This is a genomic window from Staphylococcus marylandisciuri (assembly GCF_025519785.1).
Lineage (GTDB): Bacteria > Bacillota > Bacilli > Staphylococcales > Staphylococcaceae > Staphylococcus > Staphylococcus marylandisciuri.
On record NZ_JAOPKZ010000004.1, the window covers coordinates 1 to 14704 of the forward strand.

The 14704-nt window shown below is 39.0% G+C and carries 15 protein-coding genes; 9 read left to right on the forward strand and 6 right to left on the reverse strand.

Annotation, left to right across the window (positions count from 1 at the left end; translation table 11 throughout):
* Nucleotides 1-373 precede the first annotated feature (373 nt).
* The 6 genes from qoxD to folD form a co-directional block, all read right to left on the reverse strand.
* The gene (gene qoxD, locus N9R04_RS02755) at nt 374-664 is read right to left on the reverse strand and encodes a cytochrome aa3 quinol oxidase subunit IV (RefSeq protein WP_262854980.1); all 291 of its coding nucleotides are present in this window, start codon (nt 662-664) and stop codon (nt 374-376) included.
* Nucleotides 661-1266: a cytochrome aa3 quinol oxidase subunit III gene (qoxC, locus tag N9R04_RS02760; RefSeq protein WP_262854981.1), complete on the reverse strand. Its 606-nt coding sequence runs from the start codon at nt 1264-1266 to the stop codon at nt 661-663. Before qoxC ends, qoxD begins: the two co-directional genes overlap by 4 nt.
* Nucleotides 1256-3244 carry a cytochrome aa3 quinol oxidase subunit I gene (gene qoxB, locus N9R04_RS02765; protein WP_262854982.1) on the reverse strand — a complete coding sequence of 663 codons (1989 nt, stop codon included), beginning with the start codon at nt 3242-3244 and terminating at the stop codon, nt 1256-1258. The genes qoxC and qoxB overlap by 11 nt, the downstream gene beginning before the upstream one ends.
* Complete coding sequence (qoxA, locus tag N9R04_RS02770) at nt 3244-4368, reverse strand: cytochrome aa3 quinol oxidase subunit II (protein ID WP_262854983.1); 1125 nt, start codon at nt 4366-4368, stop codon at nt 3244-3246. The genes qoxB and qoxA overlap by 1 nt, the downstream gene beginning before the upstream one ends.
* A 251-nt stretch (nt 4369-4619) precedes the next feature.
* Nucleotides 4620-4937 (reverse strand): DUF5011 domain-containing protein, encoded by a 318-nt coding sequence (locus tag N9R04_RS02775; protein ID WP_262854984.1) that lies wholly within the window; start codon nt 4935-4937, stop codon nt 4620-4622.
* Between the two features lie 223 nt (nt 4938-5160).
* On the reverse strand, nt 5161-6018 hold the full coding sequence (folD, locus tag N9R04_RS02780; protein WP_262854985.1) for a bifunctional methylenetetrahydrofolate dehydrogenase/methenyltetrahydrofolate cyclohydrolase FolD: 858 nt from the start codon (nt 6016-6018) through the stop codon (nt 5161-5163).
* Between the two features lie 209 nt (nt 6019-6227).
* On the opposite strand from folD, the gene purE reads away from it, so the two are divergent.
* Genes purE through purN form a run of 9 tightly spaced genes read left to right on the forward strand, consistent with a single transcriptional unit; the run spans nt 6228 to nt 14696 of the window.
* Nucleotides 6228-6710, forward strand: coding sequence for a 5-(carboxyamino)imidazole ribonucleotide mutase (gene purE, locus N9R04_RS02785; RefSeq protein ID WP_262854986.1), 483 nt, complete (start codon nt 6228-6230; stop codon nt 6708-6710).
* Complete coding sequence (gene purK, locus N9R04_RS02790) at nt 6697-7824, forward strand: 5-(carboxyamino)imidazole ribonucleotide synthase (protein ID WP_262854987.1); 1128 nt, start codon at nt 6697-6699, stop codon at nt 7822-7824. Before purE ends, purK begins: the two co-directional genes overlap by 14 nt.
* Nucleotides 7824-8528 carry a phosphoribosylaminoimidazolesuccinocarboxamide synthase gene (purC, locus tag N9R04_RS02795; RefSeq protein WP_262854988.1) on the forward strand — a complete coding sequence of 235 codons (705 nt, stop codon included), beginning with the start codon at nt 7824-7826 and terminating at the stop codon, nt 8526-8528. Before purK ends, purC begins: the two co-directional genes overlap by 1 nt.
* A complete protein-coding gene (purS, locus tag N9R04_RS02800) occupies nt 8528-8788 on the forward strand; it encodes a phosphoribosylformylglycinamidine synthase subunit PurS (protein WP_262854989.1) in 261 nt (86 codons plus the stop codon). Before purC ends, purS begins: the two co-directional genes overlap by 1 nt.
* Entirely contained in the window at nt 8788-9459 is a 672-nt protein-coding gene (gene purQ / locus N9R04_RS02805; RefSeq protein ID WP_262854990.1) for a phosphoribosylformylglycinamidine synthase subunit PurQ, read from the forward strand. Before purS ends, purQ begins: the two co-directional genes overlap by 1 nt.
* Nucleotides 9452-11641 carry a phosphoribosylformylglycinamidine synthase subunit PurL gene (gene purL, locus N9R04_RS02810; protein WP_262854991.1) on the forward strand — a complete coding sequence of 730 codons (2190 nt, stop codon included), beginning with the start codon at nt 9452-9454 and terminating at the stop codon, nt 11639-11641. Before purQ ends, purL begins: the two co-directional genes overlap by 8 nt.
* Nucleotides 11620-13107, forward strand: coding sequence for an amidophosphoribosyltransferase (gene purF / locus N9R04_RS02815; protein WP_262854992.1), 1488 nt, complete (start codon nt 11620-11622; stop codon nt 13105-13107). The genes purL and purF overlap by 22 nt, the downstream gene beginning before the upstream one ends.
* Nucleotides 13100-14128, forward strand: a complete 1029-nt coding sequence (gene purM, locus N9R04_RS02820) for a phosphoribosylformylglycinamidine cyclo-ligase (protein ID WP_262854993.1) — start codon at nt 13100-13102, stop codon at nt 14126-14128. Before purF ends, purM begins: the two co-directional genes overlap by 8 nt.
* Nucleotide 14129: 1 nt before the next feature.
* Entirely contained in the window at nt 14130-14696 is a 567-nt protein-coding gene (gene purN / locus N9R04_RS02825; protein WP_262854994.1) for a phosphoribosylglycinamide formyltransferase, read from the forward strand.
* Nucleotides 14697-14704 lie beyond the last annotated feature (8 nt).

Genomic DNA, 14704 nt, shown 5'->3' on the forward strand with positions numbered 1-14704 from the left:
ATAAGAAAAGTAGTAGCTCAACGAGCTAACTATAGTCAAAATAATAGTAAAAAAGGCAATTTCTGTATTATTACAATAGAAATTGCCTTATTCTCTCTAATCAAAGATCTTTATGTCCCAGCCTCTTCAACATCTCGGCAGTAGATGACTGATTTGAAAATGCGCTTGTATCAAGCTTTTTTCAATTCTAGTCATCTTTGCCGGGGCGGGACTACGAAATCTTTTTATTCAAATTAGATTTCTATCCCGCTCCCTAAACTCTTACTAATTAAAACAAAAAACTTCGAGATTGTCCGTAAATTTTACGAAAATCTCGAAGTTTTGTCGGTCAGTGAGATATTTAGATCTCAGACGCTTTGTACTCTCGTGAGAATTATAAGTGGTGAGAGTGACCACCTTGCATTACCCAATACGTACCGATGACGATAGCAAGGGTAATGATAATAGCGAAGATAACTTTGAAACTTTGTAAGTTACCATCTTTACCTTCAGTTAAGTGCATGAACATGAGTAATTGGACTGCAGCTTGGATGAAGGCAAATCCAAAGATTATAGTAATCTTTGCGTTTAAATCCATTGAAGTGTGTAGTGTTACAAATACTGCTAGGATCGTTAAAACAATAGAAGCAATAAAACCAACTGTGTGTTTTGCTATTGTATTCATCCGCTATACACCAACCCTATCATATATACGGCAGTAAAGATGAAGATCCAAACAACATCTAAGAAGTGCCAGTATAAACTTACTATAAATAACTTAGGAGCATTATAAGAGTCTAATCCACGCATTCCAATTTGGATTAAAAGACAAATGATCCAGAAGATACCTAGTGTTACGTGACAACCGTGCGTACCGAGAAGTATGAAGAAACTTGACCAGTACGAACCGATTGTTGGATTAACTCCCTCAGATGCATAGTGAGCAAATTCGTAGATTTCAAATCCAACAAAGACTGCACCTAAGAGGAGAGTGATGATCATCCATATCATCATTAAGTTTTGCTTTTCTTGTCGCATGTAGTAAATGGCAATACCACATGTGTAAGAGCTGATTAATAATGAGAATGTCATTATTAGAACAAGTGGTAATTCAAATAGGTCTGTAGTCATCTTGCCCGCATAATCGCCACCATGTTGCAACGTTAGTAACGTTGCAAACAAGGTACCGAACAATGCGAATTCAGCTGTAAGGAAGATCCAAAAGCCAAGTTTATTTAAATTACCTTCGTGTGAACGAGAATCAATCGTAGTGGTATTATGACTCATGACTTACAGCCTCCTTTTCTTTTCTACGAGCTTCGCGTAGGCGCTCTTCTGTCTTAGCGACTTCTGAAGCAGGTATGTGATAACCATGATCGATTTGGAAACTTCTATAAATCATTGTACCGAAAATACCTAACAGACAAATAATAGCTGGTACCATCGTTTCAAAGATGAAGAAGAAACCACCGATTGTGAAGAAGATACCCATTAAGAAGCCGACAGGCGTATCATTTGGCATGTGAATATCTTTGTAATTACGGTTATCAAGGAAATGACGACCGTGTTCTTTCATGTTGACGAATGTGTCGTAGTCATTCCAATCTGGTGTGATAGCAAAGTTGTACTTAGGTGGTTGAGCTGACGCTGTTGACCATTCTAAAGTACGTCCTAAACCATTCCAGTTATCACCTGTAGCTTCACGTGGTGCCTTGATATGACTATAAACGATACTTGCTACTAAGAATAAGAAACCGAGTGACATGAGTAACGCACCGATTGTTGAAATAACGTTCAATGTTGTCCATCCATCTTCTGGCATGTAAGTGTATAGACGACGTGGCATACCATCTAAACCTAGAACAAACTGTGGTAAGAAACAAACGTTGAATCCAATCATAAACAACCAGAAGCACCATTTGTTAAGTGTTTCGTTTAGCTTGTATCCCATCATCTTAGGATACCAGAAGATTAAACCAGCTAGGCAGGCAAATACAACACCTGTAACTAATGTGTAGTGGAAGTGTGCAATTAAGAAATAAGTGTTGTGGTATTGATAGTCTGCTGCTGCCATGGCTAGCATGACACCTGTTACCCCACCTAATAAGAAGTTAGGGATAAATGCTAATGAGAATAGCATTGGTGATTCAAAGGTAATTCGACCTTGGAATAGGGTGAATAACCAGTTAAATAATTTAACACCGGTAGGGATACCGATCATCATTGTCGTAATTGAGAAGAATGAGTTAATTAACGCACCATTACCCATTGTGTAGAAATGGTGAACCCAAACTAAGAAACTTAAGAATGCAATTCCTGCTGTCGCCCAGATCATACTCTTATGACCGAATAGGCGTTTACGAGCAAATGTTGGTATGATTTCTGAATATATACCAAATGCCGGTAGGATAACGATATACACTTCAGGGTGCCCCCAAACCCAGAAGAAGTTAGCCCAGAGCATTGGCATACCGCCATCTGCAACAGTAAAGAATGCAGTGCCAAAGATTCTATCTGTAGTGAATAGTGCTAATGCAACTGTCAATACAGGGAATGCCAAGATAACGATTAGAGTAGTGATGAAAGTTGTCACCGTAAACATTGGCATTTCCATAAATTTCATTGTAGGTGTCTTACATCTGAGTATCGTTACAAAGAAGTTAATACCTGTCATCAGTGTACCGATACCGGAGATCTGAATTGCTACTAAGTAGTAGTTAACACCTGGACCAGGACTGAATTCTCCTGCAAGTGGTGCATAGTTAGTCCAACCTGCTGCCGGAGAACCTCCGACAATAAATGAAAGGTTGAATAATATCATACCTGCGAAGAATAGCCAGAAACTGACATTATTAAGTACAGGGAAGGCAACATCTCGTGCCCCAATTTGTAATGGAATAACGATGTTCCATAAACCGAATATAAATGGCATTGCCATAAAGATAATCATGATAACGCCGTGTGTACTAAAGATTTCATCGTAGTGGTTAGCTTCTAAGAATTTGTTGTCAGGCATCGTAAGTTGAGTACGAATGAGTAACGCATCAATACCGCCACGAACAAACATTAATACCGCACAGATCAAGTACATGACGCCGATCTTTTTATGGTCAACGGATGTGAACCATTCTCTGTAAAGATATTTCCATAATTTAAAGTAAGTGATGACTGCAATTAGTGCGATCACTAAGAAAGGCGCACCAATTTGGGCTGCTGTAATCATCCAGTTACCATGTACTATCAATTGATCCCATGGAAAATTCATTAATGTCCACCTCCATGTTCATGATCTTTATCGTGCTTAGAATCTTTATCATCTTTAGCACCTTTAGAGATTTTTTCCATTTCATCCATATTATGATGTTCTTTTTTCTTGAACTCATTATTATATGGTTTGTCATTTGGTAAGATCATTTCTTTCATACCATGACGTTTGTAGTTAGCATTTGTAATTTGATGTTTGCGGGCAGGTTTGTTCTTATCTGGCTTGTCAAGAACGCTATCTTTAATTTCAGATTCAGAATGGAAGTTAGGATCTTTCTGAACATAGTGATAACGTTTGTAAGCATAGAAGATATATTCAGGATCTGCTGCAGGGTCAACAAATGCCATGTGAGTACCGCTAAATGTTAGGTTTTGGTTCTTAGTCACAGGTAAAAGTTGTTTGTCGAACGTATCTTGATCGAGCGTCTTATGACGTTTAGCATCTTTTACCCATTTGTTGAAATCACCATCATTAACTGAGTGTACTTGGAACGTTTGACGTGCGAAACCTTCACCGTTGAAGTTTGAGTTCCGTCCTCTGAACGTACCTGTTTGATCTGCAGTTAATGTCCAATCCATCGTCATACCAGTCATAGCATATTTCTGACCACCAAGTTGTGGAATCCAGAAACTTGTCATCATATCCATAGATTGGAGCTTGAAGACAACTGGTCGATCTTTAGGAATAGTTACATGGTTAATTGTTTCAACTTTTTGCTCTGGATAAGCAAAGAACCATTTGTAACCAGCACTTGTCGCATAGATAACTATTGGATCTTTATCTTTTTGCGGCGGTTCATCGTAATTGTAAAGTGACTTAACTGTTGGAATAGCTAAGGCAATTACGATAATAACCGGAACAATAAACCATATTGTTTCGATTAGAGAATTGTGATGCATCTTACCTGATTCATCATTTCCTTTTAAACGATATTTAAATAGGAAGACAGCGAATAAGATAAGTACCACAGCAACAATAACAAGCATGAAGATGATTGAGTACATGATCAAGAACTTGGAGTCGCTTGCTATTGGCCCTTTAGGGTTTAAGACTTCTACATTAGAACACCCACTTAGCAAGATAAGTGAGCCAACAAGTAGAAGCAAAGACTTAAATTTTGACACTTTTTTGACCTCCTAATACTACAATTGTAGGGCTTATCATCAATTTTAAGATATTACGGAATATTTACAAGAGCTGACGAGGAAAAAATTATTGTAAATTTAAAAGAAGCCCTACAGACACGGCGTCTGACGGGCTTTAGAGCAATTGTTAAATTTATGTGTACATTTTGTGACTATCGTCAATTTTATAAAAAAGTGCTAAACGTTGTACCAAATTAATAGTGCAGAATTAAGAAATTAATTTATATAAGTCATTTAACTTCAATATAGCGAGTTGATTGATCTGCAGCACCATGAGAATCTTTCACATGATACGATATTTTATATTTTCCTGCCTTATCAGTATTGACGTGACCTTCTACGGTAATTTGGTCAGTTAAATCTCCATCCTCTTTGTCATAAGCGCGGATCCCCTTGAGCAAATTACAATCTGATCCTTTGTTAATGATCACATCTTTAACGCCCTTAATTTCAGGAAGTGAATTATGCGTCGCATCCGCACTTAAATTTGGTGAAACGAGGGTTGCTGAAACACCAATTGCTGATAGTGATTGTAAAAGTTTATCCATAATAGTTAACCTCCGTCTGAAGTCACGACTTATTGTTAACTATACTATACCTTCTTCAAATTGAAAATACATCGTACTATGGACCGATATCTAAATATATATGTTCTAAAGTCGTAGCAACTGATGAGACAACCACCCAGTCTGACGCTTTGAGAAAGCCTGAAAATAAATGGGCTCTGGATGATGTCATGCAGCATTAAAATGCATATTGTAATTTTTATCTTTATTTAATTCCTCTTCGCATTTTTTCAGCTAACAACGTATTATTTAATACCATCGTTATTGTCATTGGACCAACGCCGCCGGGAACGGGTGTGATTGCGCCAGCTATTTCTTTAACTTCCTCATAAGCAACATCGCCTTTAAGTTTTCCGTTGTCATCTGGTGTATTACCTACATCTATGACTACTGCGCCTTCTTTAACGTCTTCTTTAGTGACGAGACCTGGTTGTCCAACAGCACTTACGATGACGTCAGCATCTTTTAAGTGACTGTGCATGTCTTTAGTTCGAGAATGCAGGATTGTCACTGTTGCATTTTTCTGCAGTAACAATTTGGATACTGGTTGACCGACGATGTGGCTTCGTCCAATGACTACTGCATTTTTTCCTTCTAAATCAATATCGGCATGATCTAAGAGTTCCATGACGCCTAAGGGTGTACAAGGAACGAAAGTTTGCTCATCAATGTATAACTTTCCTATATTTGCTGGATGGAAGCCATCGACATCTTTAGCAGGGTCAATAGCCTCTAATACTTTCTGCTCATTTACTTGCTCAGGTAATGGAACTTGAACGAGTATACCACTAACGGAGTCATCCTTATTTAAGCGTTCAAGTTCGTTTAATACCTCATTTTCTGAAGTATCTTCATCTAAATGTACGATTTCTGAGATGATTCCAATTTTCTCTGCTGCTTTTTTCTTTGATTTAACATAACTTAAGCTAGCGCCATCGTTACCTACTAAGATCACGGAAAGCTTAGGGGTATACCCTTTTTCCTGTAGGGATTCTACTTGCTCTTTCAGTCCCTGGCGATAATCCTTCGCAATTTGTTTACCATCTAATATTTTTGCAGACATATGCAAATCCTCCTCATTTAAACCTGAACTTTTACCTTACGTTCAACAATGAATGTAATCTAATTTACATAATAAAACGTAAATTGAACACGAAATCGATTAAAAAGTTCGATTTTTAGATTGAAACTCTTTCACATTCTTGTTAACCTTATACTTGTAATATACAACTTATGCATTAATTATTTCAAATCTTTGAAAGGGTGTTCATTATGAAAGTGGCAGTAGTCATGGGTAGCTCATCTGACTGGTCTACGATGAAAGAAAGTTGTCAGATATTAGAAACACTAGGCGTACCGTACGAAAAACAAGTCGTCTCAGCACACCGTACGCCACAGCTAATGGTTGATTTCGCTTCACAAGCGCGTCTCAACGGTTATGATGTCATCATCGCTGGTGCAGGGGGAGCGGCACATCTGCCAGGAATGATTGCTTCAATGACCACATTACCTGTAATCGGCGTGCCTATTGAATCAAAGGCTTTACAAGGCTTAGACTCACTTTTATCTATAGTTCAGATGCCAGGAGGTATTCCAGTAGCCACAACTGCAATTGGTAAATCAGGCGCTAAAAATGCAGGTATACTCGCAGCTCGAATCTTAGGATTGCAAGATAGTTCGTTGTATGAAAACTTGAAAAATTATGAAAGATCGTTAGCCCAGAAAGTGAGTGAGATGCAAAGTGAACTTCAATAAACTTAAGTTTGGTTCCACGATTGGCATTATAGGCGGAGGTCAATTAGGTAAGATGATGGCTCAATCTGCTCAAAAAATGGGCTTCAAAGTGATCGTTCTCGATCCTGACAAAGAATGTCCTTGTCAGCATGTAGCTCATCAGTTTATCAATGCGGAATATGACGATATTGACGCTTTAAAGCAGCTTGGTGAAGCGACTGATGTGATTACATATGAATTTGAGAATATTTCCGCCTCTCAATTAAAAGAATTAGTGAATATCTATAATATTCCTCAAGGCTATCAAGCGATCGAATTATTACAAGACCGATTAACTGAAAAGCAATCGTTAGAGCAAGCGGGGGCTCATATTCTTCCCTATAAACAGTTGAGCCGTGTAGAAGATTTAGATAAGGCTAAAGAGCAATTAGGTTATCCATTTATGGTGAAGACGCGTTTTGGTGGTTATGACGGTAAAGGTCAAGTACTCGTAAAGGGAGAACAGGATTTACAAGAGGCAACAGAGCTAATTGAACAGCAAGAATGCGTAGCCGAACAATTCCTAAATTTGGATAAAGAAGTTTCGTTAACCGTAACAATTGGCAACGATAATCAAATCGCTTATTTCCCTTTACAAGAGAATGAACATCAAAATCAAATACTCTTTAAAACTGTCGTTCCAGCTCGCTCTAATAAAGAGGAAGAAGCTCGCAAAGAAGTGACGAAGATAACTGATCATATTCATTTTATTGGAACGTTTACTGTTGAATTCTTTATTGACAAATCAAATAAATTATACGTAAACGAAATTGCTCCTCGACCTCATAATTCAGGCCATTACTCTATTGAAGCATGCGATTATTCGCAATTCGATACCCACATCTTGGCTATAACAGGACAGAGATTACCTCAAGCTATCAATGTTCTCAAACCAGCAGTAATGATGAATCTCTTAGGTAGAGATTTAGATCTATTGGAAGATGAATTCGGTAATCATCCTGAGTGGCATACACACATATATGGCAAAACTACTCGTAAGCCTGATCGTAAAATGGGTCATCTTACAGTGCTTACAAATGACGTGGATCAAGCTGAAGAAGAGTTACTAAATTACTTTAAAGGGAGAAATAATTAATGTCTTTATTATATGAAGGTAAAGCGAAACGCATATTTACTACTGAAGAAGAAAATGTCTTAAAAGTAGAATACAAAGATGAAGTAACAGCTGGAAACGGTGCGAAGAAAGATCATCTACCAGGAAAAGGACGTCTTAATAACTTAATAACTTCTAAAATATTCGAATACCTTAATGACCAAGGTTTAAAAAGTCATTTTATCGAACGCATATCAGAAACTGAACAAATTGTTGAACAAGTTGAAATTATACCTTTAGAAGTTGTAGTGAGAAATATCGCTGCTGGATCTATTACTAAGCGTTTAGGATTTGAAAAGGGACACAAGTTTAATGAACCGTTAGTGGAATTTTTCTATAAAAATGATGATCTTAATGATCCTCTCATCACAGATGCGCATATTAAAGTACTTGAAATAGCTGATGATAAGGACATTGAAGCTTTACAATCAGCAGCGTTAGAAATCAATAATCATCTACAGCAACTGATGAGTAAAATGGACTTGCGCCTCGTGGACTTCAAAATTGAGTTTGGACGGACGAAATATGGCAACCTCATCTTAGCTGATGAAATATCTCCTGATACTTGTCGAATTTGGGCTCAAGATAGTGATGAGAACTTTGATAAAGATGTTTACCGTGAAGACCGTGGTTCAATCATAGACGTTTACCAATCATTCTTAAATAAATTGGAGGATATTAAATAATGAAGAAAATTGAATTACACATTACTTTACAACCACAAGTACTCGATACACAAGGGCAAGCTTTAACGCGTGCAGTACACGATTTAGGATATGAACAAGTCGATGATATTCGTGTTGGAAAAGTGTTGTACTTAACTGTAGATGAGACGTCGGAAGTAGCAGTTGACAATGTCGTAACTACTTTGAGTGAGAAACTATTCGCTAATACTGTCATTGAAGAGTATAGTTACAAAGTTATTGAAGAAGGAGAGACGTTCTAATGAAGTTTGCTGTACTTAGATTTCCAGGTTCTAATTGTGATCGGGACATGTATAATGCAGCGCTGAAGAGCGGTGCCTCTGCAGAGTACGTCGATTATCGTCGCACTTCATTAGACGGATTTGATGGTGTGCTCATTCCAGGAGGATTTTCATTTGGAGATTATTTGCGTTCAGGCGCTGTAGCTAGTGTTGCTCCTATTATAGAAGAAGTAAAACGTTTGGCTCAAGAAGGTAAACCTGTATTAGGTGTATGTAATGGCTTTCAAATTCTAACAGAAATTGGTTTATTACCTGGTGCGCTGCTTCACAATGATTCACATTTATTTATTAGCCGCAATGAAAAACTGAGAATAGTCAATAACCAAACGCCTTTTACTAAAGGTTACGAAGAAGGCGAGCAAGTGATTTACCCTGTTGCACATGGAGAGGGTCACTATTACTGTACAGAAGAAATGTATAACGACTTACATAAGAACAATCAAGTCATTCTGAAGTATGTGGATAACCCTAACGGCTCTCATGAAGACATAGCTGGCATAGTAAATGAACAGGGGAATGTATGCGGAATGATGCCTCACCCTGAGCGTGCTTTAGAGACTATCTTGGGCACAGATGATGGTAAAAAATTGTTTGATGCAATGGTAGAAAGTTGGAGGGAACAAAATGTCTAAATTTATTGAGCCTAGTAGCGAAGAAATTAAAGCAGAACGATTATATCAAGACTTTGGTTTAACAGATGCTGAATATGAGAAAGTTTGTGACATTTTAGAGCGTGAGCCGAACTTTACTGAAGTTGGAATCTTTTCCGTGATGTGGAGTGAACACTGCTCTTATAAACATTCTAAGCCATTTCTTAAACAGTTTCCTACATCAGGTGAACACGTGCTTATGGGACCAGGTGAAGGTGCTGGAGTAGTAGATATCGGCGATAAGCAAGCAGTTGTGTTTAAAGTAGAATCTCACAACCATCCTTCCGCTGTAGAACCCTATCAAGGCGCAGCTACTGGTGTAGGTGGCATTATCAGAGATATCGTTTCAATAGGTGCACGTCCTATTAACTTACTCAATAGTTTGCGATTCGGTGAGCTCACTGAAAAACAAAATCGTCGGTTATTACGCGGAGTAGTCGCTGGTATTGGAGGTTATGGTAACTGTATCGGTATTCCAACGACTGCTGGGGAAATTGAATTCGATGAGCGCTACGATGGCAATCCTCTCGTTAACGCTATGTGTGTGGGCGTTATTGACCATGATATGGTTCAAAAAGGAACTGCGAAAGGAACAGGAAATTCAGTCATTTATGTCGGCCTTAAGACAGGTAGAGATGGTATTCACGGTGCAACGTTTGCTTCGGAAGAGCTTAATGAGGAAAGCGAAAGTAAGCGTCCTTCAGTTCAAATAGGAGACCCATTTGTCGGCAAGAAATTAATGGAGGCAACGCTAGAAGCGATAACTTACAAAGAGCTTGTCGGTATACAAGATATGGGTGCAGCCGGACTCACTTCTTCTTCGTCTGAAATGGCTGCCAAAGGCAAAAGTGGTATTCATTTACAACTTGAAAAGGTTCCTGTCAGGGAAGAAGGGATTTCCCCATATGAAATGATGTTATCCGAAACACAAGAGCGTATGTTGCTCGTAGTTGAAAAAGGGACAGAGCAAAAGTTCTTAGATCTATTTGAGGACTATGAATTAGACAGTGCCGTTATTGGCGAAGTGACAGATGATGACCGCTTCTTATTAACTTATGAAGACGAGGTCTTTGCAGATATCCCCGTACAACCACTTGCAGATGAAGCACCCGAATACATTCTTGAAGGGGAAGAAAAAGCTTATAACACATCGAGAAATGATTATAGTGACTTAGATGTTGAAGATACTTTTAACCGTTTGTTTACCCATCCAACTATAGCATCAAAGCGGTATTTATATGAACAATATGATCAACAAGTTGGCGCTAATACGATTATCAAGCCAGGTCTGCAATCTTCAGTAGTTCGAGTTGAAGGAACTAACAAAGCAATCGCTTCGACGATAGACGGTGAAGCGCGTTACGTGTTTAACCAACCTTATGAAGGCGGAAAGATGGTCGTCGCGGAAGCTTACCGCAATCTCATTTCAGTAGGTGCCAAACCATTAGCTATGACGGATTGTTTAAATTATGGCTCGCCAGAGAAGAAAGAGATCTATCAGCAGCTGATTGATTCTACAAAAGGGATGGCTGAAGCTTGCGAAACGTTACAAACACCTGTGGTATCAGGTAATGTATCACTTTATAACGAGACACCGCATTCCTCAATATTCCCGACACCTGTAGTAGGGATGGTAGGTTTGATAGAAGATATCGATTATCTTCGAGATTTCACGCCTCAACCGGACGAAGAGATTTATTTAGTGGGTGATACGCGTGATGACTTTGGTGGAAGCCAAGTTGAAAAGCTAATTTATGGGGCGGTAAACCATGAATTCGACTCCATCGATCTTTCTCAAGAAGTAGAAAAAGGTGAGCAGATTCGCACAGCTATCTGCAACGGACAGGCTTCACATGTACAAGCAGTTGGTAAAGGTGGTCTATTAGTATCACTCGCTCGATTAAGCGCTTACTACCAGCTTGGTTTAAAAGTCTCATTAAATGTTTCTAACGCTCAATTATTTAGTGAAACACAAGGAAGATATCTCATTACTGTCAAGAAAGGTCAAACGTTACCAGTCGACAACGCAGTTAAAATAGGTAGTTTGATTTCAGAACCTAAGTTTGAAGTTACAAATGAGCAGATAACTCTTTCACGTGACGTGAAAGAACTCAATCAACAGTGGGAAGGAGCAATTCCTCAATGTATGACTACAACGGATTAAATGAAGAATGCGGTGTATTTGGAATTTGGGACCATTCGGAGGCAGCACAACTAACATATATGGGGTTACATAGTCTGCAACACCGCGGTCAAGAAGGCGCAGGTATCGTCTGTTCTAATGGTGACGAATTCGTAAATGAACGAGGTCTGGGACTGTTGACTGATGCGATAAACAAGGTAAAGATGAACCGCCTTCAAGGATACAACTATGCGATTGGTCACGTGCGCTATGCGACCTCAGGAAACAAAGGTATTGAAAATATACAGCCATTTCTCTATCACTTCTACGATATGAGCGTCAGTGTTTGTCATAACGGGAACCTTATTAATGCTCAAAGTTTGCGTCAAGATTTAGAGCGACAAGGCGCTATCTTTCATTCCTCATCAGATACAGAAGTGATCATGCATTTAATTCGTCGTAGTAAGAAAGAGACTTTTGAAGAAGCATTGAAAGAAAGTTTGAAAATAATAAAAGGTGGTTTCACCTTTGCAATATTGACTAAAGATGCTTTATATGGAGCGGTGGACCCCAATGCTATCCGCCCCCTTGTAGTAGGACAAATGTCTACAGGCGCATACATCATCGCCAGTGAAACTTGTGCCATCGACGTCTTAGGTGCGAAATTCGTTCGAGATATTCACGCAGGAGAGTACGTCGTTATTAACGACGACGGTATACGTGTCGAATCATATACAGATCAAACGACGACTGCCATTTCTGCGATGGAGTATATTTATTTCGCCAGACCTGATTCAACGATAGCAGGTAAAAACGTTCATGCCGTTCGAAAAGCTTCAGGTAAACGCTTGGCAAAGGAAAGTCCGGTGGATACGGCAGATATGGTCATTGGTGTTCCTAATTCATCTCTCTCTGCTGCTTCAGGATATGCTGAAGAAATAAAGTTACCTTATGAAATGGGGCTAGTTAAAAATCAATACGTCGCTCGCACATTTATTCAGCCAACGCAAGAGCTCCGTGAACAAGGCGTTCGTACGAAGTTATCGCCGGTTAAAGACATTGTGCAAGGTAAAAATATTGTTCTAGTTGATGATTCAATCGTTCGTGGAACTACAAGTAAGCGCATCGTTCGTATGTTAAAAGAAGCTGGAGCGATGGAAGTGCACGTACGTATCGCTTCTCCAGAATTCATGTTCCCGAGCTTCTACGGCATTGATGTGTCAACTACTGCTGAACTTATTTCAGCTCATAAAACGCCTGAAGAAATTAGTGAGCACATTGGTGCTGATTCCGTAGCTTACCTTTCTGTAGAAGGACTGATAGAGTCAATCGGTCTAGATGTTGATGCACCATATAAAGGTTTATGTGTTGAAAGTTTCACTGGTGATTATCCAGCAGGTTTATACGACTATGAAACAGATTATAAAGCGAGCTTAAGCCCTAAGCAGAAAGCATATCTCAATGAGCATAAACAATACTTTGATAGTGAGGGGAATTACAATGTCTAAATCTTATCAAGAAGCAGGAGTCGACATTCATGCTGGCTATGAAGCGGTTGAACGCATGCGTGGGCACGTAGAACGAACTTTGCGTTCAGAAGTTTTAGGAGGATTAGGCGGTTTTGGCGCGACATTTGACTTATCACAGCTCAATATGAAAGCACCAGTTCTCGTTTCTGGAACGGATGGTGTAGGTACGAAACTCAAGTTAGCGATTGATAACGACAAACATGATTCAATTGGAATTGATGCAGTTGCTATGTGTGTGAATGACATCTTAACAACTGGCGCAGAACCTTTATATTTCCTCGACTATATTGCTGCGAATAAAGTTGTGCCCGAAGTCATTGAACAAATTGTCAAAGGGGTAAGTGATGGGTGTAGAGAGACGAACACTGCGCTCATCGGCGGTGAAACTGCTGAAATGGGTGAAATGTATCATCAAGGAGAATACGATGTAGCTGGCTTTGCAGTAGGTGCAGTAGAAAAAGATGAATATATTGATGGTTCCACGGTAGAAGAAGGACAAGTCATTATAGGTTTAGCTTCTAGCGGTATTCATTCAAACGGATATAGTCTGGTTCGACGCTTAATCGATCAATCAGAAATTGATTTGCAAGCCCAGTTTGAAGATGGACGAACTTATTTAGAAACCTTCTTAGAACCTACACGACTATACGTTAAACCAGTGTTAGCTGTAAAAAAAGAAGTTAAGATTCACGCTATGACTCATATTACTGGTGGTGGTTTCTATGAGAACATACCACGTGCGTTACCAGAAGGGGTGTCTGCCGTAATAGACACGACAGCTTTTCCGACACCGGAAGTCTTTGAATGGATAGAATCACAAGGCGAAATAGAACGCGATGAAATGTATAGTATCTTCAATATGGGAATTGGCTTTACATTAGTAGTTGATAAAGATGATGCTGCAAGAGTGATAGATATACTCGGTCAACATAGCGTTGACGCCTATGAAATTGGACATATTACTAAAAGTGACGAGCCACTTGAATTGAAAGGTGTTTAATATGGTGAAAATAGCACTATTTGCCTCAGGTTCAGGCACTAACTTTGAGAATATAATGCAACGGGTTGAAGATGGACAACTTCCAAACATTGAAGTCACAGCATTATATACTGATCATGAGAACGCAAAATGCATAGAACGTGCACGACATTTCGATTTGCCCGTTCATATCAACGAATTAAACCAATTTGAAGATAAGAGAGCATATGAGCGTAAAATTCTAGATTTATTGACTACCGAACAAGTTGACTGGATTGTACTGGCGGGTTATATGAAGCTCATTGGTCCTACTATATTGTCCGTTTACGAAGGTCGTATCTTAAACATCCATCCATCATTGTTACCGAAATATAAAGGGAAAGATGCGATTGGACAAGCGTTCAACAGTGGAGATAGTGAAACTGGTACGACAGTGCATTACGTAGATAGTGGGATGGATACAGGGCAAATTATAGAACAGAGTCGTTGTCCCATTTTAAAAAATGACACGAAGGAAGAATTAGAAAACAGAGTTAAATCATTAGAATATGAACTTTATCCCAAAGTGATTGCTAGAGTGATTCAATAAGAAAGGCG

What these genes read in the sequence shown, in the direction of transcription:
- qoxD (WP_262854980.1), bottom strand. Translation starts at nt 664, where the DNA reads ATGAATACAATAGCAAAACACACAGTTGGTTTTATTGCTTCTATTGTT.
- qoxC (WP_262854981.1), bottom strand. Translation starts at nt 1,266, where the DNA reads ATGAGTCATAATACCACTACGATTGATTCTCGTTCACACGAAGGTAAT.
- qoxB (WP_262854982.1), bottom strand. Translation starts at nt 3,244, where the DNA reads ATGAATTTTCCATGGGATCAATTGATAGTACATGGTAACTGGATGATT.
- N9R04_RS02775 (WP_262854984.1), bottom strand. Translation starts at nt 4,937, where the DNA reads ATGGATAAACTTTTACAATCACTATCAGCAATTGGTGTTTCAGCAACC.
- folD (WP_262854985.1), bottom strand. Translation starts at nt 6,018, where the DNA reads ATGTCTGCAAAAATATTAGATGGTAAACAAATTGCGAAGGATTATCGC.
- purE (WP_262854986.1), top strand. Translation starts at nt 6,228, where the DNA reads ATGAAAGTGGCAGTAGTCATGGGTAGCTCATCTGACTGGTCTACGATG.
- purC (WP_262854988.1), top strand. Translation starts at nt 7,824, where the DNA reads ATGTCTTTATTATATGAAGGTAAAGCGAAACGCATATTTACTACTGAA.
- purS (WP_262854989.1), top strand. Translation starts at nt 8,528, where the DNA reads ATGAAGAAAATTGAATTACACATTACTTTACAACCACAAGTACTCGAT.
- purQ (WP_262854990.1), top strand. Translation starts at nt 8,788, where the DNA reads ATGAAGTTTGCTGTACTTAGATTTCCAGGTTCTAATTGTGATCGGGAC.
- purL (WP_262854991.1), top strand. Translation starts at nt 9,452, where the DNA reads ATGTCTAAATTTATTGAGCCTAGTAGCGAAGAAATTAAAGCAGAACGA.
- purF (WP_262854992.1), top strand. Translation starts at nt 11,620, where the DNA reads ATGTATGACTACAACGGATTAAATGAAGAATGCGGTGTATTTGGAATT.
- purM (WP_262854993.1), top strand. Translation starts at nt 13,100, where the DNA reads ATGTCTAAATCTTATCAAGAAGCAGGAGTCGACATTCATGCTGGCTAT.
- purN (WP_262854994.1), top strand. Translation starts at nt 14,130, where the DNA reads ATGGTGAAAATAGCACTATTTGCCTCAGGTTCAGGCACTAACTTTGAG.